We start from the raw sequence: 25,141 nt of genomic DNA on the forward strand, positions 1-25,141 counted from the left end.
GGCTACAGGTCCGGGGCGATGGGCAGGTCGATGCTGCCATCGAGAAACTTGGTCGGCCCGTTGGCGTTGGGGTTGATGTCGAACTCGAAGATTTCCGTGGGCAACCACAAGGTCGCGCAGGCATTCGGGATGTCCACCACGCCGCTGATATGCCCTTGTACCGGCGCCGAGCCGAGCAGCGCATAGCCCTGGGCCGGCGAGTAGCCGAACTTGGTCAGGTAGTTGATCGCGTTCAGGCACGCCTGGCGGTAGGCAACGTTGACGTCCAGGTAATGCTGCTGGCCCTGCTCGTCCACCGAGATGCCTTCGAAGATCAGGTAGTTCTTGTAGTTCGGGGTGATCGGGCTCGGCTTGAACACCGGGTTCTTGATCCCGTACTTGGCCATGCCACCCTTGATCAGCTCGACTTTCATATGCACCCAGCCGGCCATCTCGATGGCGCCGCAAAAGGTGATTTCGCCGTCGCCCTGGCTGAAGTGCAAGTCACCCACCGACAGCCCGGCACCCTTGACGTAGACCGGGAAAAAGATCTTCGAACCCCGGGACAAATCCTTGATGTCGCAGTTACCACCGTGCTCACGGGGCGGCACGGTACGCGCGCCGGTGGCAGCCGCATCGTCGCGTGCCTGGCCCTGCATCTTGCCCATGTGCGCCGTGGCCGCCAGGGGCGCGTTGGCCAGCGGCGGAACGCGGGTGGGGTTGGTGTCGATCAGCTCCTGTTCGCGACGGTTCCAGTCGGCGAGCATGACCGGGTCGGGCAGGCAGCCGATCAAGCCGGGGTGGATGAGGCCAGCAAAGTTCACGCCCGGAATGTGCCGGGAGCTGGTGAACATGCCCTTGAAATCCCAGATGGCTTTTTGGGCGCTGGGGAAGTGATCGGTCAGAAAGCCGCCACCGTTCTGGCGTGAGAAGAAACCGTTGAACCCCCACTGGGAATCGGCCTTGGCGCCGATGTCGAGCAGGTCCACCACGAGCAAATCACCCGGCTCGGCGCCGTGCACGCCTACGGGGCCCGACAGGTAGTGCACGGTGGACAAATCCACGTCGCGCACGTCGCTGGCGTCGTCGTTGTTCTTGATGGCGCCGGCGGTCCAGTCGTAGGTTTCAAGGATGAAGTCATCGCCCGGCTTGACCCAGCAGGCCATCGGAATATCCGGGTGCCAGCGGTTGTGGATCTGCTCGTTTTCGGTGACAGGCTGGTTGAGGTCGACTTTGATCAGCGTTTCGGTCATGGACAGGCTCCTGGACGGATGGCGGGTGCGTGCAATCCAGTCTCAAGGGGCCAGGGAAAACGGGGAATACGTTGGATGACGTATAAAACCCAAGCGTGCGGTTTTATTCCATCAATTCGCTCAATGTCAGGGTCAGCAATTAGTGATTGGACGCGACGCCGAGGGGTGATTAGATTTCGCGAGACAGATAGCTTTTAGCCATCACCTCTAACTCCTTGAATATCGAGCCTTTCATGAAAAAACCTGTCTCGTTGGCAATGCGTATCGGACTGGGCTTTGCGTCCACCCTGTCGTTGCTGGTGCTGATCACTGCGGTCGGTATCCAGCGAGTGGGGTTTATCGACGGCACCCTCAAGGAGGTCGGTGAAAAAGCCGCCGTGGTGCAGCGCTACGCGATCAACTTCCGGGGCAGCGTGCACAACCGCGCCATCGCCATTCGCGACGCGGTGCTGGTCAAGGATGAGCCGGCACTCAACCGGCACCTGGCTGAGATCGACCAGCTCAAGCGCGACTATCAGGATTCCGCCGTGATGCTCGACCGCCTGTTCGCCAGCGCCGCCCCCAGCGCCGAAGAGGCGCGCCTGCTGGCCGATATCAAGGCCATCGAAACCCAGGCCCTGGCCTCCAGCGAACGGGTGATTGCCCTGCGTCGCGGCAATGACATCGCCGGCGCCCAGGACCTGCTGCTGGCCCAGGCATCGGCCCACTACACCGAGTGGCTCAAGCGCGTGAATGCGCTGATCGACTTCGAAGAAGCCCAGATCAAGCAACGCCTGGACACGGTGCAATCGGCCGCCAGCAACTTTGCGGTGCTGATGGTGCTGGCCAGCGCGGTCGCAATCATCCTGAGCGTGCTGGTGTCGCTGCTGATCATCCGCAACATCAAGGCCACCCTCGGTGCCGAGCCGGAGGAAGTGGCCGAAGCGATCCGCCGCCTGGCCCAGGGCGAGCTGAACCAGCCCATCGAAACCCGTTACCCCGACAGCGTGATGGGCATCCTGAAAAACGCCCTGGCGCGCCTGGGCGACACCATCACCGAAGTGCGCGCCGCCGCCCAGGCCCTGCGCCATTCCTCGGTGACCCTGTTGTCGGTGGCCAGCGACAACCGCCAGCAGATCACCCTGCAGACCAGCGAAGCCCAGCATGTGGCCGCCGCCATCACGCAGATGGCTGCCTCGGTCAGCGAGGTCTCGGGCTACGCCTCGGCGGCGTCGAAGGCCACCATCCTGGCCGACGCAGAAGTGGACAGCGGCCACCGCCTGGTGGGCGAAGTGACCGTGGCCATCGAAGAGTTGGCGACGATCCTTGAGCAAGCAACCACGCGGGTCAACCAGGTGTCCAGCGACAGCGAAAACATCGAAACCGTGATCGAGGTGATCAACGCCATCGCCGCCCAGACCAACCTGCTGGCCCTCAACGCGGCCATCGAAGCGGCGCGGGCCGGTGAGCATGGGCGTGGCTTTGCGGTGGTTGCCGATGAAGTGCGCTCCCTGGCCACGCGCACCCAGGAGTCCACCCAGGAAATCCGCGACATGATCGGCAAGCTGCAAAGCGGCACCCAGGACGCCGCCGACATCATGCAGCGCAGCCGCAACCTGGCCCAGGTCACCGTGGCGCAAACCCGCGACTCTCAGGTGGCATTGGGCAAGATCAGCCAGGAAGTCGGCGCGATCAACGCGATGAACGCGCAAATCGCCAGCGCTTCGGTGCAGCAAAGCGCCGCCGCCGAAGAGGTGGCGCAGAACGTCACGCGTATCCACAGCTCCACCGTGCAATCGGCGGCCGGTTCCGAAGTGGTGGAAAGCTCCAATCAGGAACTTGCCGAGCTGGCGGACCGCTTGAGCACCAAGGTGGCGTTCTTCAACGTGGCCTAGAGCTTGTCGCGCCGCATCTGCATGGTCAGGGTGAAACGGTCTGCCGGGTAGACCGTTTCCGACACGGCAATCACCTCACCGGCCTCATCCCGGTACTGGCGGATGATGTTCAGCCCCAGTGCACCGCCCTGGGCCTTCAGGCTGGCGGCCAGTTCGGTACTCAATTGCACCGGCCGCACCTGCTGGTCGACCACATCGATATGCCGCGCAAACGCCTTGCCGATCAACGCCGCGATCAACTCATCGGGGTGTTTGCGCGCTTCGGGGATCACCTCGGCGAAGGTCTGTTCGGCGTACACGTCGGTCCAGCACAGCGGCGCATTGCCGTCGCCGGCATCCACCTTGATGCTCGACACGCAGAAGTAGTGCCCACCCGGCTCAAGCCCCAGGCGCCGGGCCAGGGCGATATCGGCGACGAATTCACGCACGCCCTGGATATCACGAATGTGTGTTTCGGCCACTTGCACCAGGTCGGCCACCGACGCCATCGCCTGGGAATAACCGCCCTTGGGTGACGACGCCTCGACCCGCGTACCCACGCGCTTGCGCCGCGAGACCATGCCCTGCCCCTGCAACTGGTCGATGGCCGCGCGCACCGTGTGCCGGCTCACCGCGTACAGCGAACACAGTTCGAACTCCGTCGGCAACAACGACCCCACCGGGTAATGGCCGCTGCCAATCCTGTCGATCAAGTCCTTGGCCACCGCCGCATAACGCCTCTGGCTCACGCTTTCCATTTTTACCCTCGTTGTCGTGTTGACAGTGTATCAGCACAGGCGTAATCATAATGTACGGACATATTAAATATGTATGGTTTCAAAATAACAAATAGGACTTCGCCATGTCGAGTACCGTTTTTGATTCCGCCCTGTTCCGCGACATGTTCGGCACCGCCGAAATGCGCGGTGTGTTCTCCGACAAAGCGCTGATCGAGCGCTACATCGAAGTGGAAGTGGCCCTGGCCCGCGCCGAAGCCCGTTGTGGCGTGATCCCGAGCGAGGCCGCCGAGCAGATCGCCGCGCTGTCACGCTACGAAGCCCTGGACCTGGCGCTGATGCAGCACGAGACCGAGATCGTCGGTTACCCGATCCTGCCGCTGGTAGAGCAACTGTCGAAGATCTGCGGCGAAGCCGGCCGCTATGTGCATTGGGGCGCCACCACCCAGGACATCATGGACACCGCCGTGGTCCTGCAGGTACGTGCGGCCCTGGCGATTGTCGAGCGTGATATCCAGGCGGTACGCGGCCTGCTCGCTGGCCTGGCCGAGCGTTATCGCGACACGCCCATGGCGGGCCGTACCCACTTGCAGCACGCGCTGCCGATCACCTTCGGCTACAAGTGCGCGGTGTGGCTGAGCATGTTCGACCGCCACGCCGAACGCCTGGTGGAACTGCGCCCACGGGTGGAAATCGGCCAGTTCGCCGGCGCCGCTGGCACCCTCGCCTCCCTGGGCGACAAGGGCCTGGAAGTACAGGAAGCCTTGATGGCCGAACTCGGCCTGGGCGTCCCGCAAGCCACCTGGCACGTGGCCCGCGACGGCCTGGCCGAAACCCTGAACTTCCTCGGCCTGGTCACCGGTTCTCTGGGCAAGATCGCCCTGGACATCATGATGATGATGACCAGCGAGCTGGGCGAGGTGTACGAGCCCTTCGTCAAGGGCCGTGGCGCCAGCAGCACCATGCCGCAGAAGCGCAACCCGATTTCCTGCGAGCTGATGTACGCCGCCGCCAAGGGCGTGCGCCAACACGCCGGGCTGATGCTCGACGCGATGATCCAGGACTTCGAACGCTCCACCGGCCCGTGGCAGGCGGAGTGGATCGCCATCCCCGAAGCCTTCGCCCTCAGCGCCGCGTCCCTGGGCCAGGCGACCTTCATGCTCGCAGGCCTGGAAGTGCGCCCCGAGCGCATGCGCAAGAACCTCGACATGACCCAGGGCCTGATCGTCGCCGAAGCCGTGATGATGGGCCTCGCCCCGGCCCTCGGCCGTCAGGTGGCCCACGACGTGGTGTACGCCGCCTGCCGCATGGCCAACGACCAGGGCACCAGCCTGCTCGACGCCCTGCTCGCCCAGGGCGAAGCCACCGCGCAACTGGACGTGGCCGAACTGCAACGCCTGACCGACCCGGCCAACTACCTGGGGCTGGCGCCGCAGATGGTGGATATCGCGTTGGCGCGCGAAGGCGCAGTCCCGCGCTGATCCAACACTCAATGCAAATCCAAATGTGGGAGCGGGCTTGCCCGCGATTGCGGTGTGTCAGTCACCGGATGCATTAGCTGACAGACCGCTATCGCGGGCAAGCCCGCTCCCACATTAGATCTACGGCGCTACACCGAACCATAACAACAATGAGATCACAGACATGTCATCCACCCCCGCCAAAAAACCGCTCTACAAGGACCTGACCTTCCAGGTCGTCGCCGCCATGTTCCTCGGTATTGCTTTCGGCTTTCTTGCCCCCGAGCTGGCCGCCAGTTTCAAGATCCTCGGCGATATCTTCCTCAAGCTGATCAAGACCGCCGTCGCGCCGCTGGTGTTTTTCACCGTGGTCCACGGCATCGCCTCGGCCGGTGATATCAAGCGCGTCGGCAAAGTCGGCCTGCGCGCACTGATCTATTTTGAAGTGGTGTCGACCATCGCCCTGGCCATCGGCCTGCTGTGGGGCAACCTGCTGCAGATCGGTTCCGGCATGCACGACGCCCACCCGAGCAGCGCTGCCGCTGCCGCAGCGAGTGCCGCCGTTGCCAAGGGCCACGCGCCGGCGTCGACCATGGACTTCATCTACGGCATCTTCCCCGACAACTTCGTCGGCGCGTTTGCCGGTGGCCAACTCCTGCAGGTGCTGGTGATCTCGGTGCTGTTCGGCTTTGCCCTGCTGGCCCTGAAACCCGAGCGCCGTGAAGTCATCGAAGACGGCTTGAACCGCATCTCCGAATGTTTTTTCGAATTCATCAACCTGATCATGAAGTTCGCGCCCCTGGGCGCCTTCGGCTCGGTGGCTTACGCGGTGGGCAGCAACGGCACTGCCGTACTGATGTCCCTGGCCAACCTGGTGCTGATGTTCTACGTGGGCATTGCCTTCTTCATCTTTGTGGTGCTGGGTGCGGTGTGTCGCTTGAGCGGTTTCAGCCTGTGGCGCTTCCTCACCTACATCAAGGATGAAATCTTCATCGTGCTCGGCACCGCCTCGTCGGAAAGCGCCCTGCCCCGCCTGCTGCAAAAACTCGAGAAGTTCGGCTGTTCCAAGCAGAGCGTCGGCCTGGTGCTGCCCACCGGCTACGCCTTCAACCTCGACGGCACCTCGATCTACATGTCGCTGTGCGTGCTGTTCATCGCCAACGCTTATGGCGTACCCCTGAGCTGGGAGCAACAGCTGGGCATCATCGCGATCATGCTGGTGACGTCCAAAGGCGCAGCGGCGGTGTCAGGCGGCAGTTTTGTGGTGTTTGCCGCCACCGTCACGGCCATCGGCGTGCTGCCGGCCGAAGGCCTGGCCCTGCTGTTTGGCGTGTACCGCTTCATGTCGATGGCGATTGCCACCTGCAACACCATCGGCAACAGTGTGGCCACCGTAGTGGTGTCCAAGTGGTCCGGCGAGTTCTCCCAGCAGACCGCCCAGGATGAATATCAACGCGTGCTCGGCCGAGCGGCCGGCGCGGCACTTTGACGGAGCAGCACGATGCCCACTCTGCGAATCGAACACGATGCGTTTGGCCCGGTGTCCATCCCGGCCGAACGCTACTGGGGTGCACAGACCCAGCGCGCACTGGAGGTGTTCGGCGCCAAGCAGCCGTTCCCGGCCAGCCTGATCCGCGCCTTCGGCCAGCAAAAACGCGCCTGCGCCCGCGCCAATGCACGGCTTGGCGCACTCGCGCCCGCCTTGGCCGAGGCCATTGAGCTGGCCGCCCAGGACTTGGCCAACGGACACTTTGACGCGCACTTTCCGCTGTCGATCTGGCAGACCGGCTCCGGCACCCAGACCAACATGAATGCCAACGAGGTGATCGCCAACGGCGCCAACCTGCGGCTCGGCGGCGAGTTGGGGAGCAAGTCGCCGGTGCACCCCAACGACCACGTGAACCGTTCGCAGTCGTCCAACGACAGCTTCCCCACGGTGATGCACCTGACCACCGTGCTGGAGTTGCGCGGTCGGCTGCTGCCTGCGCTCGGTCACCTGCGCAACGAGCTGAACGCCAAGGCCGACGCCTGGCAGGACGTGCTGAAAATCGGCCGCACCCACCTGATGGACGCGGTGCCGATGAGCCAGGGCCAGGCGTTCGGCAGTTTTGCCCAGCAGATCCACCACGGCATCGCGCGCATCGAGGCCTGCATGCCACGCCTGCGCCTGCTGCCCCAGGGCGGCACGGCGGTGGGCACGGGGCTCAACACCCCCGAAGGCTTTGATGTGGCGTTTTGCGAGGAAATCAGCCAGCTGACCGGCGAGGCATTCCAGACCAACCCGTGCAAATTCGAAGGCATGGGCACCCACGATGCGTTGGTGGAGGTCTCCGGCGCGTTGAATGTGCTGGCGGTGTCGCTGACCAAGATCGCCAATGACATCCGCCTGCTGGGCTCAGGCCCGCGTTGCGGCCTGGGCGAGTTGATCGTGCCGGATGACGGCCTCACCTCCTCGATCATGCCCGGCAAGCGCAACCCGACCATCGCCGAAGTACTGGTGCAGGCAGCCATGCAGGTGATGGGCAATCACACCACCATCACCCTGGCGGGGGCGTCCAGCACCTTCGAATTGAACGTGGCCAAGCCAGTGCTGATCCACAACCTGCTGCACTCGATCGAGGTGCTCACCGACTGCGTCAGCCTGTTCACCCACAAGCTGCTCAACGGCCTGGAGGTCAACCGCCCGCAACTGGCGCGCAACGTGGAGCACTCGCTGTTAATGGCCACCGTGCTCAACCCGGTGCTGGGTTATGACCGGGTGGCGCAGATCACCCGCAAGGCCGCAGACGAAGGCTTGTCGCCCAAGGAAGCGGCGGTGCAACTGGGCTTCATGACCGCCGAGGAATACGCGCAACGCGTGCAGCCGGCGGCCATGATCCGCCCTACCCCATAGCCCCCGGCACCTGGAACCCACCGACCACCTCCGCAAGGTATTCGGCAAACTTGATCGTGGTGCGATCGGCAAACGGCGCACCGATGATCTGCACGCCTACCGGCAACCCCTGGCGTGTCAGGCCAATGGGCGCGCTGGTGGCCGGCAGGCCCATCAGGGTGGCCGGCGCAATCCACTTGTACAGGTCGGCGTAGTGACGCTTCTGGCCGTCAACCTGCAGGGTGCGCAGGCTGATGACCCTGGAGTGGTCATGGGCAAACGCCGTGGTGAAGGTGGGCGGCGCCAGGATCACGTCGACGTCATCGAAGGTCTTGAGGAAAGCTTCACGCAGGCGCAAGCCCGCCTCATGGGCCTTCAACCAATCGGCATGGCCCATGGCGCTGCCCTGGTAGAACTTGTCGGCATGCTGCGGCGTGTCCATCACCCGGCCCAGCGCCCGCAACAGCGGAGCCATCAGCCCCATGAAACACCGCTTGGACGCTGGCAACGACACACCCAGCTCAGCGCCCAGTTGCAACAGGTAGGCGGCAAACAAGCGCTCCAGCGACGCCCCTTTGGGCGCGCCCTGCACCACCTCCACACCCGCCGCTTCCAGGCTCAGGCGCAATTGGCGATAGGCCTCGGTCATGCCCTGGTCGAGGGGGCAATCGACATCGTCGGTCCACAGCAACACACGAAAGGTCTTCAGAGACGTAGGGCGCGGCGCTGGCAGCTGTAATTGCCAACCGGGTTGCCCGGCCGGTGGTGCGGCGGCGATCACGTCCAGCATCAACTGCAGGTCGGCGGCACTGCGCGCCAAGGGCCCGACCACGTTCAACGCCCCCTCTGCCAGGTCACCCGGTGCTCCGGGGATATGCCCGCGCTGGGACACGATGCCGTGGGTGGGTTTGTGCCCATACACGCCGGTAAAGTGCGACGGGATGCGTATCGAGCCGCCAATGTCGCTGCCCAGCTCCAACGCGGTGAAGCCCGCCGCCAACGCAACCGCAGCGCCCCCTGAAGAACCGCCGGGTGTCAGCGCCAGGTTCCAGGGGTTGTGGGTGGTGCCGAACAGGCTGTTGTAAGTCTGGATATCCCCGGCCATGGTCGGCACGTTGGTCTTGCCGAACACAATGGCACCGGCATCTTCCAGGCGCTTGACCGCCACCGCCGACTGCGCCGGCCGATGCTCGCGCAACGCGGCGGCACCTGCGGTGCACGGCATACCGAGCACTTCAAAGGTGTCCTTGATAGTAATCGGCAAACCGTGCAGAGGCCCCAGCGGCAGGCCATTGCGCACCGCCGTGTCGGCCAGGTCGGCCTTGAGGCGCGCCTGCGCGAGGTCCAGGGTGACCACACTGTTGAGCGCCGGGTTGAGCATCTCCAGGCGCGCCAGGTAGCTGTCGAGCAAGGCGCGACTGCTTTGGCGGCCGGCCGCGATGTCGGCGAGCAGCTCGGTGGCGCTGCGGTAAGGGGTGTCGGTGCTCATGGGCGGCGGGCTCGGCGGTTGTTCAGGTCTACCGGTAAACACCTGAGCCCGCCCGGATATTCCATAGACGCCGATACGGTATGCGCCTGCCCGTTCAGGCAAGCGTTCGCGGCCCTCTCACCGCACCGGTGGCGCGTACTGGATACCGCCGTTGTTCCACAGGTTGTTCAAACCCCGGTCGATGGCCAGCGGCGTCTCCGGCCCGAACGCGCGGTTGAACACCTCGCCATAGCTGCCCACCTGCTTGACCACCTGCACCACCCAATCCCGGGGCAGTTTCAGGTCCTTGCCGTACTCGCCATCGGCGCCGAGCAAGCGCGCCACGTCCGGGTTCCGGGTGGTCTTGGCTTGGGCCTCGACATTGGCCGATGTCACCCCGGCCTCTTCCGCGTTGAGCATCGCAAACAGCGTCCAGCGCACAATACTGAACCACTCATCATCACCGCGACGCACCGACGGCCCCATGGGTTCCTTGGAAATCGTCTCCGGCAGGATCACAAAGTCGGACGGCGTGGTCATCTGGCTGCGCTGGGCATTGAGCTGCGACTTGTCGGCGGTGATCACATCACAGCGCCCGGCCTGCAAGGCCTTGGCGGTTTCTTCGGAGGTGTCGAAGGTGATTGGCGTGAACTTGAGCCCACGACTGCGGAAGAAGTCCGAAGTGTTCAGTTCGGTGGTGGTACCGGCCTGGATGCAGATCGACGCGCCATCCAGTTCAGTGGCACTGCTCACCCCCAGCTTCTTGTTGACCATGAAACCGGCACCGTCGTAGTAGGTGACTCCGGTGAAAACCAGGCCCATGCCGGCGTCGCGGGAGCTGGTCCAGGTGGTGCTGCGCGACAGGATATCGATCTCGCCGGACTGCAACGCGGCCAGGCGCTCCTTGCCGTTGGTGGGGGTGAACCGCACTTTTCCCGCATCGCCGAACACCGCAGCGGCCACCGCGTGGCAGACGTCCACGTCGATGCCCTGTTGCTTGCCATTCTTGTCCGGCACCGAGAACCCCGGGATGCCGTCGGACACCCCGCATTGGATAAAGCCTTTCTTGTGAATCGCATCCAGGGTGGCGCCGGCGTGTACCAGGCCACTGGCGCCCAGGACGGCGCCCGCGATCATCAAACGCGTGAAGGTTTTCATTGCCCATCTCCGTGGTTATCTGCTTGGGAAAACGCGTGTTCAAGGTCGGCGATCAGGTCGTCGACGTGCTCCAGGCCGATGTTGAAACGCACCAGCCGATCGCTGTACTGGCGCACATCGCGGTTGAGGTTGAAATGCGGCGCCACCAGGCTGGTCACGCCGCCCCAGCTGTAGCCGAGGTGAAACAGGTTGAGGCGGTCGATGAAGTCCAGCAGCGCCTCGCCCGCCAGCGTCGGGCGGAACACCACCGAAAACACGCTGGTGGAACCGGTGAAGTCGCGCAGCCACAACGCGTGACCCGGGCAATCGGGAAATGCCGGGTGCAATACCCTTTCCACTTCGGGGCGGGTCTTGAGCCATTGCGCCACTTGCAAGGTGCTGGTCTGCAAATGAGCCAAGCGCACCCAAAGGGTCTGCAGGCCGCGCAAGGCCAGGCTGCAATCGTCGGGCGAGACCGCCATGCCCAGCAGCGAACGCGCCTGGCCAAGGGCCTGGTAATGCACTTCGCTGCGGGTCGACACCGAGCCCAACAGCAGGTCGCTGTGGCCACCGATGTACTTGGTGAGGGCTTGGATCGACACGTCCACACCGTGGGCATAGGCGTCGAAAAACACCCCGCTGGCGTAGGTGTTGTCCAGCGCCAGCACCACGCCCGCCGCCCGCGCCACTTCAGCAATAGCGGGCACGTCCTGGATTTCCATGGTGGCCGAGCCCGGGCTCTCACACCAGATCAGGGTGGTGTTGGGGCGGATCAACGTAGCGATCTCGGCGCCGATCATCGGGTCGTAGGTCTGCACCGCGATGCCCAGCCTGGCCAGCAGGTCACGGGCCAGGTCGTTGTTGGGGCCGTAGGCGCTCTGCGGCACCAGCACATGGTCACCCGCACCGCAGAAAGCGAAGTACACCAGGGCAATCGCCGCCTGGCCGCCCGGGGTGATAAAGCAATGCTCGGCGCCCTCCAGTTGGGCAACGCGCGCGGCCAGCTCCAGGCTGGTGGGCGTACCGTGCAGGCCGTAGGCATAGGGCACGCGCTCGGGGCACCAGTCGTCGCGCACTTCGCGGGCACTGCCAAACAGGGTGGTGGAGCCGCGATGGGTGGCCGTGGCCAACGATCGAAAACCGCCGGGTGCGCGGGGCGTGGGGTCGAGCAAGGTGGTTTGGATATGGCGAGGCATGACAGAGGTTCCACTTCCAGATGATGGAAAAAATCATAGGGAGTGGCACCACTGCGGCGATTGAACGTTCTTGCGCTTTACGAAAATAAACTCAGCGCCAGCGACCCGGCGTCACGCCAAAGCTTTTCTTGAAATGCCGGGTGAAATGGCTGAGGTCGGCAAAGCCGCTGGCACTGGCCACATCGGTGGCGGGCACGCCGTCGCGCAATAGGTGCAGGGCCAGGTTCAGGCGGTATTGATTGCGCCAGGCATGGGGTGCCAGACCGGTTTCGCGGCTGAACAGGCGCGCCGCGTGAAACGTCGATAAGCCCACCTCCCCGGCCAGTTCGCTCAAGGTCAGGGGCTCGGCCAGGTCGCTCATCAAGCGCGCCTTGAGGGTCTCGACACGCACCGCATCGCGCAGCAAATGCGCCACCGGCGGGCGCTGCCCGGCATGGCGGATCAACAGGGTGGACACCGCATCGAGCAACGCGTGCTCGGCACCAAGGGCGTCGTCCGGCTGCTGCAGGGCGTGGTGGGCCCGCAGCATTTTGCGGGTCAGGTCGGGGTCGCGCAGGATGTCGTCACGAAACCACGGCAGGTCGCACGGGCGGTCGCACAGGTCATTCATCACCTGTTGCACGAAGTTGATCGGCAGGTAGAACACCCGGTATTGCCAGCCACCGTCCATGGCCGGCGAACCGGTGTGCACCTCACCCGGATTGAGCACCGGCACGCAGCCCGCATCGGCCACGTGACGGCTGCCACGGTAGTCGTAACGCTGGGCACCGGCTTCGATCACCGACACGGTGTAGGTGTCGTGCCAGTGCGCCGCGAAACGCTGTCGATGGTAGGTGGCACTCAGCAGGTCGGCGTCCGGCAGGATCGGCGAACGCCAGTACCTCACGGAATCGGCGGTGGTCATCGGGCAGCCCTCCTCTGAGCGAATACCGAGCACCGCCGCCACCGATCAGGCTTTGCCGAACGGTGCGAGCGCCCTGGCGATGGTGCCGGCCAGGCCGCGACCACTGAGGTGGCCCGGGTCCATGTCGGGGTTGTAGATGGTGAATTGAATGCCAATGGCCTGTGGCGACTGCATGGCCGTGCGCAGCGTCGTAGCCAGGTCGTCCCAGGAGAAACCGTCCGGCTGCGGGTGGTCACAGGCCCACATGATGCCCTGGTCCAGCACGTCGACGTCCACGTGAATCCAGAAACCTTCCGGGCCGTCGACACGGGTCAGGTGGGCCACCGCTTCTTCAGCAGCAGTTTGCGTGCCGAGTATGCGCACTTCGTTGCGGTTGAACGCCAGCAGGTCTTCGGGGATCGGCTGGCAACGGTTGCGCGCCTGGATCGCACCGTCGCGGTAGCCGAACAGCACCACATCGTCGTCACGCAACAGCGGACGGCGGCCTTCGATGTCGGCCACCACCGCCGGGCCACGGCCGGTGGCATAGCCCAGGTCGCTGGCCGACGCGGCGCCGGAGATCGGGTTCTTTTCGGCCTCATAGAAGTCTGCATGGCCGTCCAGGTAAAACAGCCCGAAGCGCCCACGGCGGCGCAGCGACAACAAGGTGCCCAGCAGGATCGAGCAATCGCCGCCGATCACCACCGGGAACTCGCCCTTGTCCAGCACCTCCCCTACTTTATTCGCCAGGGTGATGGAGTATTCGTTGATGGCGTGGGGGTTCATGATCTGGGTTTCCGGATCGCGCTCCTCGCGCCACGGCGGCGACTCCACGCGGCCGGCGTGGCGCGCCCCCAGCCGCTCGGCCAGGCCGGCCTTGAGCAGCACATCCGGCATGCGGGCCACGCCCAAGTGAGTGGGGATATGCCCGAGCACGGACGGGGCTTCAATGATTGCGAAGTTACGCATGGAACATCCTCTCTGGTGTGTTCAACGGCATGGCGGCTGGTTTTTATCGATGTGCCGCTACACCGGGACCTTCGCAGGGAGTGCGCCAGTGTTGGTTTTAAACGTGGATATTGATTTTTTAAACCGCCCTTTCGGTCATTTATCAACGGTTATATGACCGAATCACTTTTGCTCTAAAACAACGTTACGGGCGTTAGTGACGCCGCAACTTAGTCATAGTGGGTGCACAACTAAGCGGACGCCTCACTTGAGTGCACTTGTAACGTTACTTCGCCCCACTGTGTCGCAAAGTAGCAATGTGAAAACTTCCCATACCCCACACAGAAAACCAATAAAACCAATGCTCTATAGGTTTAAGGCACGCTTTATCCTTTTATGACCGAATTGAATGCCTTAAAAACAACAACTCCACAGTCAATACCTCGACTGGCACAGTCACTGCTCCGTTACCGGCATTCAAGTCACGTTATCGACACAAGGACTACGCCGCACAATGAGCCCATCATTTGCCCCCCCCACCGACACGTATGATGTCGCGATCATCGGCGCCGGCGTCGTGGGTTGCGCCATGGCGCGGCGCTTCACCCTTGAAGGGGCACGGGTGCTGTTGCTGGAAAAAGGTACCGACATCCTCTCGGGTGCGAGCAAGGGCAACAGTGCCATTTTGCACACCGGTTTCGATGCGCCACCGGGTAGCCTCGAGCTGGCGTGCATGAGAGCGGGTTATCAGGAATACCTGGAGATCCACGGGCACATGAACCTGCCGCTGCTCAAGACCGGCGCCATGGTGGTGGCCTGGAGTGACGACGACCTGGCCAAGCTCGACGGCATCCTGCAACAGGCCCATGCCAACGGCGTGACCGATGCGCACCTGATCGGCCCGCAGCAGCTCCAGCACGCCGAACCCCACCTGGCCCACGGCGCCCTGGGGGCCGTGGCGGTGCCCGGGGAATATCTGATCGACCCATGGTCGGCGCCCCTGGGTTACCTGCAACACGCCATGGCCCACGGCGCCCGCGTGCACACCGGGACCGACGTCGAGGCCGGGCATTTTGACGGCCAGGCGTGGCAGCTGCGTACCTCGCGCGGCAGTTATATCGCCAACACCGTGATCAACTGCGCCGGGCTGTTCGGCGACCACCTGGAACACCGCCTGCTGGGCGACAGCACCTTTAGCATCCACCCGCGCAAAGGCCAGTTCGTGGTGTTCGACAAGGCCGCGTCCGCCCTGCTCGGCAACATCATCCTGCCGGTGCCCAATGAGCGCACCAAAGGCATCGTCATCACCCGCACCGTCTTTGGCAACTTGCTGGTGGGGCCCACCGCCGAAGAACAGGACGACCGCGTTCACGCCGGCCTGACCCCGGCCATCCTCAACCAATTGATCGACGCCGCCGTGGCCCGCATTCCGGCGCTGGAGGGCATGCCCGTCACCGCCACCTACGCCGCCCTGCGCCCCGCCAGCGAGAAGAAGGAATACCGCATCCACGAAGTGACCGGGCAGCACTGGATCACCGTCGGTGGTATCCGCTCCACCGGGCTGACAGCCGCGCTGGGCATTGCCCGGCATGTGTTCGAGCTGTACAGGCAGCGCGTCCAGCACGCGCCCGTCACACACCTGAGCTGGCCGCACTTGCCCAACCTCGCCGAGCACTTGCCACGGGACTATCAACAGCCGGGCTTTGGCGAAATCGTCTGCCACTGCGAGTGGGTCACCTCGCGGGAAATCCAGGCCACCTTTGCCAGCCCCCTGCCCCCCGGCGACCTCGGTGGCCTCAAGCGTCGCACCCGTGCGTGCATGGGCCGCTGCCAGGGTTTTTACTGCGGCGCCCGCGTGGCCGAACTGAGCGCCGGGCACCTCGCACTGCCACTGGCCACGGGAGCCGCCCATGAAGACTGAGTACGTGGACGTGGCAATCATCGGCAGCGGCCCGGCCGGGTTGTCGGCCGCCGTTGAGCTGCGCCGCCAGGGCGTGGACAACGTGGTGGTGATCGAACGCGACAGCGTGGCCGGTGGCGTGCCGCGCCATTGCGGCCACCCGCCGTTCGGCTTTCGCGAATACGGCCGTCTCTATACCGGGCCCGACTATGCGCGCCGCAACGTCGCCGAAGCCCTGGCCGCCGGCGTGCAACTGCGCCTGGGCCACACCGTGACCCAACTGGGCCATGGCGGTTGCCTGCAGCTGGTGAGCAACGCCGGCGCCGTCACCCTGCAAGCCAAGCGCGTACTGCTGGCCACCGGCGTGCGCGAGAACCCGCGCTCGGCGCGCCTGATCGGCGGTGACCGGCCCCTGGGGGTGATCAACACCGGTGCCCTGCAAGCCTACCTGTACCTGCAACACCTCAAGCCGTTCGAACGGCCGCTGATTATCGGCAGCGAACTGGTGAGTTTGTCCTCGGTGTTCAGTTGCCGCCGTGCCGGGATCAAGCCGGTGGCGATGATCGAGTCGAACTTCCGTGCCACCGCGCGTTGGCCGTTGTCGCTGTTCCCATGGCTGTGCGGCGTACCGGTGCATTACGGCGCGCAGCTATTGGAGATCCACGGCACCGGTCGCGTGGAGGCCGCCAGCGTGCGCCTGGCCAACGGGCAGGTGCAGCGCCTGGACTGCGATGGCGTGCTGCTCACCGGGCAGTTCCTGCCGGAAGCCAGCCTGGTGCGCCAAAGCCACTTGATGCTGGACCCGGGCAGCCGTGGCCCGGTGATCGACCAATACGGCCGTTGCTCCGACCCGGCCTACTTCGCCGCCGGCAACCTGCTGCGCCCGGTGGAAACCGCCGGCTGGTCGTGGCGCGAAGGGGCCCGCGTGGCACACCTGCTGGCCAAGGACTTGCGCGGTGAAATCCCCGCGGCCCAGCGCACCCTGGCCATCCGCTGCCGCCCGCCGTTGAAGCTCTGCGTGCCGCAACGTTTTGCCCCAACCGGCGTGGCCGGCCTTGAGCACCTGCAATTGCGCGTCAGCACAGCCTGCGAAGGCAAATTGACGGTGTATGCCGACGGCGTGCCGATCTGGAGCAAGGCCCTGGCCTGCCTGCCGGAGCGACGCATTTTGATCCCCATTGCCGCACTCAAACTCAACGCCCGTATCACGCAACTGGATGTCGACTTTGTCGGCCATGAACACCCCGCGCCGAACAAAGGAGAGACGCCATGAGAATTGCCGCCCTGGACCAAGGCACCACCAGCACCCGCGTGCTGGTGGTCAGCGATGACGGCTCGGCCGATATCCAGCTCGCCTTGCGCCACCAGCAACACCACCCGCAGCCGGGCTGGGTCGAGCATGACCCGCTGGAGCTGCTGGCCAACCTGCAACGCTGCCTCGAATCCACCGGGCGCGTGGATGCCATCGGCCTGGCCAACCAGGGTGAAAGCTGCCTGGCGTGGGACGCGATCACCGGCAAGCCGCTGTCGCCGGTGATCGTCTGGCAAGACAACCGCACCGGCCCGGCCATCGAGCGGCTGCGCGCCGAAGGCGGCGAAGGCCTGACCCTGGCCCGTGCCGGGCTGCCCCTGGACCCGTACTTTTCCGCAAGCAAGCTGAGCTGGATCATCAACCACCTGCCCGCCGCCCAGCAGGCGCTCAAGGCCGGGCGCCTGCGCCTGGGCACCAGTGACGCGTGGTTTCTCGACCGCCTTACCGGGGTGTTCGCCACCGATGTCACCACCGCATCGCGCACCTCGCTGATGAACCTGGCCACCGGGCAATGGGACGCCGAACTCTGTGAACTGTTCGGGGTACCCATCGAGACCCTGCCGCCGATTCTCGACACCGTCGGCCATTTCGGTGAGATCGGCGCCACGCCGGTCACCGCCGCAGTGGTCGACCAGCAAGCCTCGTTGTATGGCCACGGCTGCCGCAAGGCCGGCGATGCCAAGATCACCTTTGGCACCGGCGCGTTTGCCCTGACCCTGACCGGCGACGAGATCATCCGCGCCCCGGACAAAGGCCTGCTCGCCACCATCGCCTGGCAGATCGACGGCAAGCCGGTGTACGCCATGGACGGCGGTGTGTACGACGCCAGCGCCGCCGTGGAATGGGCTGGCCGGTTGGGCTTGTTCAGTGATTTTTCCGAACTGGCCGGCTTCGACCAGCCCCCGGCGATTGCCCGCCAGCTGGCGTTCGTGCCGGCATTGTCGGGCCTGGCCTGCCCACACTGGGATCGCAGCGCGGCCGCCTTGTGGGTGGGCATGCACGGCGGCACCACGCGTCAGGACATGTGCCAGGCCGTGCTGGAAGGCGTGGCCCTGCGCAGTGTCGAGGTGATCAGCGCCATGGACCAGTTCCTCAGCGTCACCGACCGCCTGTCCATCGACGGCGGCCTGGCGCGCAGCCCCTATTTCGCGCAGTTCCTCGCCGACGCCTTGCAACGGTGCATCGTGACCCAGCGTTTCGACGAACTTACCGCCTTTGGTTGTGCAGCACTGGCCGCCCGTGGACTGGGCAAAACCCTGGTGGCACCGCGCAACACCTGCACCGAGTTCCACCCCAGGGTCAGCGCGGCCACCGCCCGCGCGTGGAGGGACACCTTCAGCGACGCGGTCAGCCGCTGTCGCACCTGGCGCTAGCCACAGGCAACCGGTGACAACAGGCAGTTGCCACCCGCTTCACCGCCAGGGAATTGACCGGCTCACAACGCCGAAAAAGGCAAAACCACAACAAAAAACACGCTGGCATATGAAGTGCGTCACCCCGTCGGGCCCCGGGCGTCGCAGGTTGCCCTGTCAACCCGTGCGCCGAGCCTTGTCCTGTGCATTTTTTGAAGGAGACATCCCCATGTCTGACACTCTTTCGAGTCCGCAAACCGTTTTACCCGATAAAGGTGCCGACAGCGGCACCGGCTACAAAGAACAGTTCGAACGCTCTCTGGGCAAGTTCGAATCCTTTGCCGTGGCGTTTTCGTTTATCTCGATCACCACCGGGCTGTTTTCCACCTACGGTTCGGTGCTGGTCTCCAGCGGCCCCATCGGCATGTGGACCTGGCCCATCGCAACCCTCGGCACGCTGCTGGTGGCACTGGTGTTCGGGCTGCTGGCGAGCAAGATCCCGCTGTCCGGTTTCAGCTACCAGTGGGCCAGTCGCCTGGTCAACCCGGTGTTGGGCTGGTGGTTTGGCTGGATGAGTTTCGCGTTCATCGCGGTGGTGCTGCTGGCGGTGGATTACGGGCTGGCCCAGGTGGCGCTGTTCCCCTTGCTCGGGCTTGAGTACTCCCCGGCGGCGGGCGCCATCACCACTGTGGTGGTGCTGTTTATCCAGATGCTGCTGATCATCTGGTCGACGCCGATCCTGACCAAGATCAACAACATGGCCGTGGGGGCGGAAGTGATCGCGATGATCGGCCTGATCGTCGGCATCGGCATCGCCGTGACCTTCTTCGGCAAGGGCCAGGCGTCCAACCTGCTGTCCACCGGCATTGCCCCCACCGAGCACTACTACGGCTGGCTCGGCCCGTTCATGCTCTCGGGCCTGCTCGGCGCCTTCACCCTGGTGGGTTGGGAAGCGGCGGCCAACCTGGCCGAAGAGACCCTCAACCCCAAGCAGGTGGTGCCTCGGGCGATGGTCCACGCGGTGCTGGCCAGTGGCGTGATGGGCACGTTGTTCCTGATGGTGATCGGCATGGGCCTGGGCGATCAAGTGGCTGAGTTGAGCAAGAGTTCGGCACCGGTGGCCGACGTGATCCGCATCACCCTGGGCGAAACCCTGAGCAAGCTCATCCTGTTGGTGGTGTGCGTGGCGATCTTTGCCTGTGGCCTGGTGATCATGACCAGCAACAGCCGCCTGGTGCACGCCATGGCCCGCGACGGGCGCCTGCCGTTCGCCGAAGCCTTGAGCTACGTGCCACGCCCCACCGGCGGCCCGCTGTGGGCGACGATCCTGGCGGCGCTGATCCCGATGATCATCGTGCTGAGCTTCTACAGCGACCCCGACGCCCTCACGCAAATTCTCGGTGCGGCCACCCTGCTGCCGGCCCTGCTCTACAGTGCCACCGTGCTGCTGTACATCGGCACTCGCCACAAACAGCTGCACCACGCCGACGACTTTACCCTGGGCAAATGGGAATGGCCGGTGGTGGCTGGCGCGTGTCTGTGGCTGTTCGTGGAGCTGTGCGTGTTCATGATCCCGGCGGACTTTCGCGTGGCGCAGATGTACGTGCTGGGCCTGATCGCGGTCGGCGCCGTGGTGTTTGCCTGCGTGTGGGTCACCCGTCGCAAGCAACTGGAACAGATGCCGCCGATCCAGCATTACCTGTAAGCCACACCCCCTTCGCCCACCTGATACGGCAGAGGCTGCACCCCAGCCTTGCGGCATCCGGCTGCGCGCGATTCCTCGGCTGCCCCTGGGCAGCCGGGGGTTTACCAATCGGTTTTCGGAGTGACCTGCGCCTCATGCACGTCCACATTGGCCCGCGCCAACGCACTGCCCAGCTCGCCCACCGGCTTGCGATCGATGATCAAGCGGTCGATGCGCTCCAGGGGAAACACCTGGAACAACGCACTGCGGCCGAGCTTGGACGAGTCGGCGATCACCGTGAGGTAGCGCGCCCGGGCAATCATCGCACGGGCGATCTCGGCCTCTTCGATGGAGAAGTCGAACGCACCGTCCACGCTCAGGGCGCCGATGGTGACCACGGCGTGCTCGGCGTTGAAACGGGCGATCTGCTCCAGCGCCAGCGGCCCGCTGTTCTGGTTGGATTCGGGGCGGTACTCGCCACCGATCATGAACACCCGGTTGCCACTGGCGCCGATGCTGTCGGCGATCTGCAGGGAGTTGGTGATCACCGTGATGCGGTTGAGCCGCGCCAGTTCGCGGGCGAAAAACAAGGTGGTGGTGCCGGTATCGATCAGCAGGCTGTCGCCCGGCGAATACAAGCCGGCGGCATAGCGCGCCACTGCGCGTTTTTCCTGGGAGAACTCGTTCATGCGGGTCTGGAACGCGTTCTCGTGTTCACCACGGGGTGGCAACGAGGCCCCGCCATGGAACTTGGTGACCTGGCCGCTATCGGCGAGGTCCGCCAGGTCGCGGCGAATGGTTTCCTGGGAGGCGCTGAGGGTACGGGCCAGTTCGTCGACGGAGATGCGCTCGCGCTGGCGAAGCAGTTCGAGGATGTGCTGGCGGCGCTCGTTGGGACGCATGGCGGTCTCCGTGTCGGTGTTGAGGTGAAGGCAAAACTAAGTGGATTCGGTCACCAATTCAACAGATAAGCCACAGAATTTTATTCATTCATCAAAAAAACAGAGGTATTTATGCGCAAGATTTTTCTCGCCTGCCCTTACAGCCATGCCGATGCGGCCGTGGTCGAGGAACGGTTTATCGCTTGCAACAAGGTTGCTGCCGGGATTATCGAGGCGGGTCATGCCGTGTTCAGCCAAGTGTCGATGTCTCACCCGATCAACCAGACGTTCGTGGGCAAGGACAACGCAGCCATCGGCAAGCTATGGGCGCCGGTGGATGAGGTGTTCATGGCGTTGCTCGACGAGCTGATCGTGCTGGACCTGCCGGGGTGGGAATTGAGTGGGGGGATCAAGCGCGAGATCGCGTTTTTTGAAGCCAGGGGACGCCGGGTAAGCCTGTGGTCGAACGTTGCAGCACAATTCACCTGACCCTGACGGCTAATTCCTATCCCCCCTGTAGGAGCTGGCTTGCCAGCGATGGCGGCAGGTCAGGCAACTTCGCGTCCACTGACAGATCGCCATCGCCGGCAAGCCGGCTCCTACAGGTCCAACACACCGGCAGGTCAGACGGACAGGTAGCGGCTGATCGTGGCCTCGTCCACGCGGTCACGGGTCTCTTCGATCACGAAGCGGCCCTTCTCGATGACGAGGAAGCGGTCGGCGATTTCCAGGGTGAAGGACAGCACCTGCTCGGACACGACGATGGTCAGGTCCCGCAGGTTGCGGATCTCCTTCAAGGTGCGGGCGATGTCCTTGATGATCGACGGCTGGATCCCCTCCGTCGGTTCATCGAGCAACAACACCTTGGGGTTGGTCGCCAGCGCGCGGGCAATTGCCAGCTGCTGTTGCTGCCCACCGGACAGGTTGCCGCCCTTGCGCGATTGCATGTCGTGCAGCACCGGAAACAACGCGTACAGATCCTCCGGCACCTTGCCCCGCGCCGAGGCCGGCAGGCCGGTCTGGATGTTTTCCAGCACGGTCATGCTCGGGAAAATCATGCGGCCCTGGGGCACATAGGCGATGCCCCGCTCTACCCGCTCGTGGGTTTCCAGTGCCGACACATCGTGCCCGTCCACACTCACCTGGCCTTTCCATTGCGGCAGGATGCCCATCAGGCTCTTGAACAAGGTGGTCTTGCCCATGCCGTTGCGGCCCATCACCGCGACAATCTCGCGCTTGGCCACGTTCAGGTCCAGGTCGTGGAGGATCTGGCTCTGCCCGTAGCCGCAGGACAATTGGTCGATCTTGAACATGCCTGCTTCCTCAGTGGCCCAAATACACTTCGATGACTTTAGGGTTGCTCTGCACCGACTCCATGCTGCCCTCGGCCAGCACCTTGCCCTGGTGCAGCACCGTGACCTTGTGGGCGATGCTTTTGACGAACTCCATGTCGTGCTCGATCACCAGCACCGAACGGCCCTGGCTGATGCGGTTGAGCAGCTCGGCGGTCTGTGCGCGTTCGTTGACGCTCATGCCCGCCACGGGCTCGTCGAGCATCAGCAGCTCGGGGTCTTGCATCAGCAGCATGCCAATTTCCAGCCACTGCTTTTGCCCGTGGGACAAGAGGTCGGCCTGCTGTTGCAGCAAATCGCCGAGGAAGATCTCCCGCGCCACCTCCTCCACCCGTGCGATCACCTGGGCGTTGCGCTTGAAGAACAGCGCGCCCCACACCTTGCGCCCGGCCGGGTAGGACATCTCCAGGTTCTCGAACACCGTGAGGTTTTCGTAGATCGATGGGTTCTGGAACTTGCGCCCCACACCTGCGCGCACGATGTTGTATTCGCGCATTTTTGTCAGTTCCTGCCCGTCGAACTGGATGCTGCCGCTGGTGGCGCGGGTCTTGCCGCAGATCAGGTCGAGCACGGTGGTCTTGCCGGCGCCGTTGGGGCCGATCACCACGCGCACTTCATTGCGGTCGATATACAGGTTGAGGTTGTCGACCGCCTTGAAGCCATCAAACGACACGGTGAGGCCTTCGATGGCCAGCACCGGTTTCTTCATCTCAAAGCCGACGGCGCTCATGGCTGGGTCTCCAGGATTTTGGTTTTAGCCTTGGCTTTGACCGGGGCTTTCACCACCGGTGTGCGCCGCAGCAGTTTGGCCAACGCCTGGCGGCCATGGCTCTCCCACAATCCGGCCAGGCCGTTGGGGAAGTACATCACCACGGCAATGAACAACCCGCCCATCAGGTACAGCCACAGTTCGGGAAACGACTCGGAAAAGTAGGTCTTGCCGTAGTTCACCAGCAACGCGCCATACACCGCGCCCAGCAGCGACATGCGCCCGCCCACGGCGGCAAAGATCACCATCTCGATCGACGGCACGACGCCCACGAACGACGGCGACATGAAGCCCACCTGCAAGGCAAACATCGCCCCGCCCATCGCCGAGAACGCAGCGGCCACACAGAACACGAAGATCTTGAAGCTGGCCACGTCATAGCCGGAAAAACGCACGCGCTCTTCCTTGTCGCGCATCGCCATCAGCAACCGACCGAGCTTGGACGCGAGGATGAAGCGGCCAATGAAGATGCAGCCAAACAGCAAGCCCGCGTTGATGAAGTACAGGATCAGCTTGGCGCTGTCGGTGCGCAGGTCCCAGCCGAGCAGGGTCTTGAGGTCGGTGATGCCATTGACGCCACCGGTCAGGCCTTGCTGGCCGACGATCAGCACGGTGAGGATCAGTGCAATCGCCTGGGTGACGATGGAGAAATACACATCCCCCACACGGCGTTTGAACAACGCCATGCCGATGATAAATGCCAGGAGTACCGGCACCGCGATCACCGCAAAAACGGTAAAGCTGAAACTGTGGAACGGCTGCCACAACAGCGGCAGTTCGGTGATCTGGTTCCAGTCCATGAAGTCCGGGATGCCAGGGGTGGATTGGATTTTGGTGCTCTCCGGGTCCGATGCCTCCAGCTTGAGGAACATCGCCATGCAATAGCCGCCAACGCCGAAGAACACGCCCTGCCCCAGGCTGAGAATGCCGCCATAGCCCCAGCACAGCACCAGGCCCACCGCGACGAACGCGTAGGTCAGGTACTTGCCGACCATGTTCAGGCGGAACGCGTCCAGGGTCAGGGGGAATACCACCAGGATCAACAGCCCCAGCAGCACGATGCCGATCAGGTTTTGCTGGCCGCCCAGCAGCTTGTCTAAAGCCTTCATCTGCTCGCCTCTACTTGCGCACTTTGATGGAGAACAACCCTTGCGGGCGCAGCATCAGGATCAGGATCACCGAGGACAAGGTGAGTACCTTGGCCATCGAGCCACTGAGGAAAAACTCCGACAGCGATTGGGTCTGGGCAATCACGAACGCCGAGGCGATGGTGCCGAACAGGCTCTGCGCACCGCCAAACACCACCACCAGGAAGGTATCGACGATGTACTGCGAACCCGCCGTGGGCCCGGTGGAGCCAATGGTGGTGAACGCCGCACCCGCCACCCCGGCCACGCCGCAACCCAGGGCGAAGGTCATGCGGTCGACCTTGCGCGTATTGATGCCTACCGCCCGGCTCATCAGGCGGTTCTGCACCGTGGCGCGCACCTGCAAGCCCCAGCGCGAGCGGTAGAGCATGATGAAGATCGCACCGGTCAGCAGCAGGGTCAGGCCCATCATGAACAGGCCGTTGCGCGGGATCTCGATGGCGTCGGTGAAGTTTACCGAGCCCATTAGCCAGGCCGGCGGTTCGGCGCTGACCTCACGGGCGCCGAACACCGAGCGGAAGGTTTGCTGCATCACCAGGGACAAGCCCCAGGTCGCCAGCAAGGTGTCCAGCGGGCGCTTGTACAAACGGCTGATCATCGCCCACTCCACCAGCCAGCCGATGGCGCCGGCAACGAGGAACGACAGGGCGATGGCAAAGAAGAAGTAATAGGGTTGGAAGCTCGGCGCAAAGTGCGCGGTCAGGCTGGAACACACGTAGGTGGTGTAGGCGCCGATGGTCAGGAACTCGCCGTGGGCCATGTTGATCACGCCCATCTGACCAAAGATGATCGCCAGCCCCAATGCCATCAGCAACAGCACGCAGAACACGGACAAGCCGTTGAACCCCTGCATTGCCGCGATGGCTCCAAATTCCGATAGCCATTCCATGATGATGGTCTCCTGAGAACCAGGTTGAGAACAGACCTGTAGGAGCCGGCTTGCCGGCGATCCAGGCA

Annotated in this window: 21 protein-coding genes; 9 read left to right on the forward strand and 12 right to left on the reverse strand. The window is 63.9% G+C overall.

Going from position 1 to position 25,141, the window contains the following annotated elements:
* Nucleotides 1–2: 2 nt before the first annotated feature.
* Complete coding sequence (gene fmdA, locus HX792_RS13205; protein WP_176996522.1) at nt 3–1,232, reverse strand: formamidase; 1,230 nt, start codon at nt 1,230–1,232, stop codon at nt 3–5.
* A 1,166-nt stretch (nt 1,233–2,398) separates the two neighbouring features.
* On the opposite strand from fmdA, the gene HX792_RS30625 reads away from it, so the two are divergent.
* Entirely contained in the window at nt 2,399–3,106 is a 708-nt protein-coding gene (locus HX792_RS30625) for a methyl-accepting chemotaxis protein (protein WP_371319355.1), read from the forward strand.
* On the opposite strand, the gene HX792_RS13215 is transcribed toward HX792_RS30625, so the two are convergent.
* Nucleotides 3,103–3,834: a GntR family transcriptional regulator gene (locus HX792_RS13215; protein ID WP_176996580.1), complete on the reverse strand. Its 732-nt coding sequence runs from the start codon at nt 3,832–3,834 to the stop codon at nt 3,103–3,105. The two genes, HX792_RS30625 and HX792_RS13215, sit on opposite strands and share 4 nt — an antisense overlap.
* Before the next feature lie 113 nt (nt 3,835–3,947).
* Here HX792_RS13215 and HX792_RS13220 point away from each other — a divergent pair, with 113 nt between their 5' ends.
* From HX792_RS13220 to HX792_RS13230, 3 genes are all read left to right on the forward strand, one after another.
* Nucleotides 3,948–5,303 carry an adenylosuccinate lyase family protein gene (locus HX792_RS13220; protein ID WP_176996524.1) on the forward strand — a complete coding sequence of 452 codons (1,356 nt, stop codon included), beginning with the start codon at nt 3,948–3,950 and terminating at the stop codon, nt 5,301–5,303.
* Nucleotides 5,304–5,466: 163 nt separating this feature from the next.
* Nucleotides 5,467–6,771, forward strand: coding sequence for a cation:dicarboxylate symporter family transporter (locus HX792_RS13225; RefSeq protein ID WP_033897419.1), 1,305 nt, complete (start codon nt 5,467–5,469; stop codon nt 6,769–6,771).
* A gap of 12 nt (nt 6,772–6,783) precedes the next feature.
* Entirely contained in the window at nt 6,784–8,175 is a 1,392-nt protein-coding gene (locus HX792_RS13230; RefSeq protein ID WP_176996525.1) for a lyase family protein, read from the forward strand.
* Here the strand turns inward: HX792_RS13230 and HX792_RS13235 are convergent.
* The 5 genes from HX792_RS13235 to HX792_RS13255 form a co-directional block, all read right to left on the reverse strand.
* Entirely contained in the window at nt 8,165–9,643 is a 1,479-nt protein-coding gene (locus tag HX792_RS13235) for an amidase (RefSeq protein ID WP_176996526.1), read from the reverse strand. The two genes, HX792_RS13230 and HX792_RS13235, sit on opposite strands and share 11 nt — an antisense overlap.
* A gap of 117 nt (nt 9,644–9,760) precedes the next feature.
* Nucleotides 9,761–10,780 (reverse strand): amino acid ABC transporter substrate-binding protein, encoded by a 1,020-nt coding sequence (locus HX792_RS13240; RefSeq protein WP_176996527.1) that lies wholly within the window; start codon nt 10,778–10,780, stop codon nt 9,761–9,763.
* On the reverse strand, nt 10,777–11,955 hold the full coding sequence (locus tag HX792_RS13245; RefSeq protein ID WP_176996528.1) for a cystathionine beta-lyase: 1,179 nt from the start codon (nt 11,953–11,955) through the stop codon (nt 10,777–10,779). Before HX792_RS13245 ends, HX792_RS13240 begins: the two co-directional genes overlap by 4 nt.
* A gap of 91 nt (nt 11,956–12,046) precedes the next feature.
* Nucleotides 12,047–12,859: an AraC family transcriptional regulator gene (locus HX792_RS13250; protein ID WP_176996529.1), complete on the reverse strand. Its 813-nt coding sequence runs from the start codon at nt 12,857–12,859 to the stop codon at nt 12,047–12,049.
* 45 nt (nt 12,860–12,904) lie between these two features.
* On the reverse strand, nt 12,905–13,807 hold the full coding sequence (locus HX792_RS13255; protein ID WP_176996530.1) for an arginase family protein: 903 nt from the start codon (nt 13,805–13,807) through the stop codon (nt 12,905–12,907).
* Between the two features lie 493 nt (nt 13,808–14,300).
* Here HX792_RS13255 and HX792_RS13260 point away from each other — a divergent pair, with 493 nt between their 5' ends.
* The 4 genes from HX792_RS13260 (at nt 14,301) to HX792_RS13275 (ending at nt 20,055) form a co-directional block, all read left to right on the forward strand.
* Nucleotides 14,301–15,707 (forward strand): NAD(P)/FAD-dependent oxidoreductase, encoded by a 1,407-nt coding sequence (locus tag HX792_RS13260; protein ID WP_176996531.1) that lies wholly within the window; start codon nt 14,301–14,303, stop codon nt 15,705–15,707.
* Complete coding sequence (locus HX792_RS13265) at nt 15,697–16,959, forward strand: NAD(P)/FAD-dependent oxidoreductase (RefSeq protein WP_176996532.1); 1,263 nt, start codon at nt 15,697–15,699, stop codon at nt 16,957–16,959. Before HX792_RS13260 ends, HX792_RS13265 begins: the two co-directional genes overlap by 11 nt.
* Nucleotides 16,956–18,371, forward strand: a complete 1,416-nt coding sequence (locus HX792_RS13270) for a glycerol kinase (RefSeq protein ID WP_176996533.1) — start codon at nt 16,956–16,958, stop codon at nt 18,369–18,371. The genes HX792_RS13265 and HX792_RS13270 overlap by 4 nt, the downstream gene beginning before the upstream one ends.
* Nucleotides 18,372–18,579: 208 nt before the next feature.
* Nucleotides 18,580–20,055, forward strand: coding sequence for an amino acid permease (locus HX792_RS13275; protein WP_176996534.1), 1,476 nt, complete (start codon nt 18,580–18,582; stop codon nt 20,053–20,055).
* A gap of 101 nt (nt 20,056–20,156) precedes the next feature.
* Here HX792_RS13275 and HX792_RS13280 read toward each other — a convergent pair whose 3' ends face one another.
* Nucleotides 20,157–20,936, reverse strand: a complete 780-nt coding sequence (locus HX792_RS13280; protein ID WP_176996535.1) for a DeoR/GlpR family DNA-binding transcription regulator — start codon at nt 20,934–20,936, stop codon at nt 20,157–20,159.
* A 111-nt stretch (nt 20,937–21,047) separates the two neighbouring features.
* On the opposite strand from HX792_RS13280, the gene HX792_RS13285 reads away from it, so the two are divergent.
* The gene (locus HX792_RS13285) at nt 21,048–21,404 is read left to right on the forward strand and encodes a DUF1937 family protein (RefSeq protein WP_176996536.1); all 357 of its coding nucleotides are present in this window, start codon (nt 21,048–21,050) and stop codon (nt 21,402–21,404) included.
* A gap of 134 nt (nt 21,405–21,538) precedes the next feature.
* Here the strand turns inward: HX792_RS13285 and urtE are convergent, their stop codons facing one another.
* The 4 genes from urtE to urtB are packed head-to-tail and all read right to left on the reverse strand — an operon-like array spanning nt 21,539 to nt 25,073.
* The gene (gene urtE, locus HX792_RS13290) at nt 21,539–22,228 is read right to left on the reverse strand and encodes an urea ABC transporter ATP-binding subunit UrtE (RefSeq protein WP_138815132.1); all 690 of its coding nucleotides are present in this window, start codon (nt 22,226–22,228) and stop codon (nt 21,539–21,541) included.
* Nucleotides 22,229–22,238: 10 nt separating this feature from the next.
* Nucleotides 22,239–22,997 carry an urea ABC transporter ATP-binding protein UrtD gene (urtD, locus tag HX792_RS13295; protein WP_176996537.1) on the reverse strand — a complete coding sequence of 253 codons (759 nt, stop codon included), beginning with the start codon at nt 22,995–22,997 and terminating at the stop codon, nt 22,239–22,241.
* The gene (gene urtC / locus HX792_RS13300; RefSeq protein WP_176996538.1) at nt 22,994–24,145 is read right to left on the reverse strand and encodes an urea ABC transporter permease subunit UrtC; all 1,152 of its coding nucleotides are present in this window, start codon (nt 24,143–24,145) and stop codon (nt 22,994–22,996) included. Before urtC ends, urtD begins: the two co-directional genes overlap by 4 nt.
* A gap of 10 nt (nt 24,146–24,155) precedes the next feature.
* Nucleotides 24,156–25,073 carry an urea ABC transporter permease subunit UrtB gene (gene urtB / locus HX792_RS13305; protein WP_176996539.1) on the reverse strand — a complete coding sequence of 306 codons (918 nt, stop codon included), beginning with the start codon at nt 25,071–25,073 and terminating at the stop codon, nt 24,156–24,158.
* Nucleotides 25,074–25,141 lie beyond the last annotated feature (68 nt).

Origin of the sequence: Pseudomonas sp. B6002 (assembly GCF_013385985.1) — a bacterium.
Lineage (GTDB): Bacteria > Pseudomonadota > Gammaproteobacteria > Pseudomonadales > Pseudomonadaceae > Aquipseudomonas.

What these genes read in the sequence shown, in the direction of transcription:
- fmdA (WP_176996522.1), bottom strand. Translation starts at nt 1,232, where the DNA reads ATGACCGAAACGCTGATCAAAGTCGACCTCAACCAGCCTGTCACCGAA.
- HX792_RS13285 (WP_176996536.1), top strand. Translation starts at nt 21,048, where the DNA reads ATGCGCAAGATTTTTCTCGCCTGCCCTTACAGCCATGCCGATGCGGCC.
- urtD (WP_176996537.1), bottom strand. Translation starts at nt 22,997, where the DNA reads ATGAGCGCCGTCGGCTTTGAGATGAAGAAACCGGTGCTGGCCATCGAA.
- HX792_RS30625 (WP_371319355.1), top strand. Translation starts at nt 2,399, where the DNA reads ATGGCTGCCTCGGTCAGCGAGGTCTCGGGCTACGCCTCGGCGGCGTCG.
- HX792_RS13220 (WP_176996524.1), top strand. Translation starts at nt 3,948, where the DNA reads ATGTCGAGTACCGTTTTTGATTCCGCCCTGTTCCGCGACATGTTCGGC.
- HX792_RS13230 (WP_176996525.1), top strand. Translation starts at nt 6,784, where the DNA reads ATGCCCACTCTGCGAATCGAACACGATGCGTTTGGCCCGGTGTCCATC.
- HX792_RS13235 (WP_176996526.1), bottom strand. Translation starts at nt 9,643, where the DNA reads ATGAGCACCGACACCCCTTACCGCAGCGCCACCGAGCTGCTCGCCGAC.
- urtE (WP_138815132.1), bottom strand. Translation starts at nt 22,228, where the DNA reads ATGTTCAAGATCGACCAATTGTCCTGCGGCTACGGGCAGAGCCAGATC.
- HX792_RS13275 (WP_176996534.1), top strand. Translation starts at nt 18,580, where the DNA reads ATGTCTGACACTCTTTCGAGTCCGCAAACCGTTTTACCCGATAAAGGT.
- HX792_RS13280 (WP_176996535.1), bottom strand. Translation starts at nt 20,936, where the DNA reads ATGCGTCCCAACGAGCGCCGCCAGCACATCCTCGAACTGCTTCGCCAG.
- HX792_RS13225 (WP_033897419.1), top strand. Translation starts at nt 5,467, where the DNA reads ATGTCATCCACCCCCGCCAAAAAACCGCTCTACAAGGACCTGACCTTC.
- HX792_RS13240 (WP_176996527.1), bottom strand. Translation starts at nt 10,780, where the DNA reads ATGAAAACCTTCACGCGTTTGATGATCGCGGGCGCCGTCCTGGGCGCC.
- HX792_RS13260 (WP_176996531.1), top strand. Translation starts at nt 14,301, where the DNA reads ATGAGCCCATCATTTGCCCCCCCCACCGACACGTATGATGTCGCGATC.
- HX792_RS13255 (WP_176996530.1), bottom strand. Translation starts at nt 13,807, where the DNA reads ATGCGTAACTTCGCAATCATTGAAGCCCCGTCCGTGCTCGGGCATATC.
- HX792_RS13270 (WP_176996533.1), top strand. Translation starts at nt 16,956, where the DNA reads ATGAGAATTGCCGCCCTGGACCAAGGCACCACCAGCACCCGCGTGCTG.
- urtC (WP_176996538.1), bottom strand. Translation starts at nt 24,145, where the DNA reads ATGAAGGCTTTAGACAAGCTGCTGGGCGGCCAGCAAAACCTGATCGGC.
- HX792_RS13250 (WP_176996529.1), bottom strand. Translation starts at nt 12,859, where the DNA reads ATGACCACCGCCGATTCCGTGAGGTACTGGCGTTCGCCGATCCTGCCG.
- HX792_RS13265 (WP_176996532.1), top strand. Translation starts at nt 15,697, where the DNA reads ATGAAGACTGAGTACGTGGACGTGGCAATCATCGGCAGCGGCCCGGCC.
- HX792_RS13245 (WP_176996528.1), bottom strand. Translation starts at nt 11,955, where the DNA reads ATGCCTCGCCATATCCAAACCACCTTGCTCGACCCCACGCCCCGCGCA.
- urtB (WP_176996539.1), bottom strand. Translation starts at nt 25,073, where the DNA reads ATGGAATGGCTATCGGAATTTGGAGCCATCGCGGCAATGCAGGGGTTC.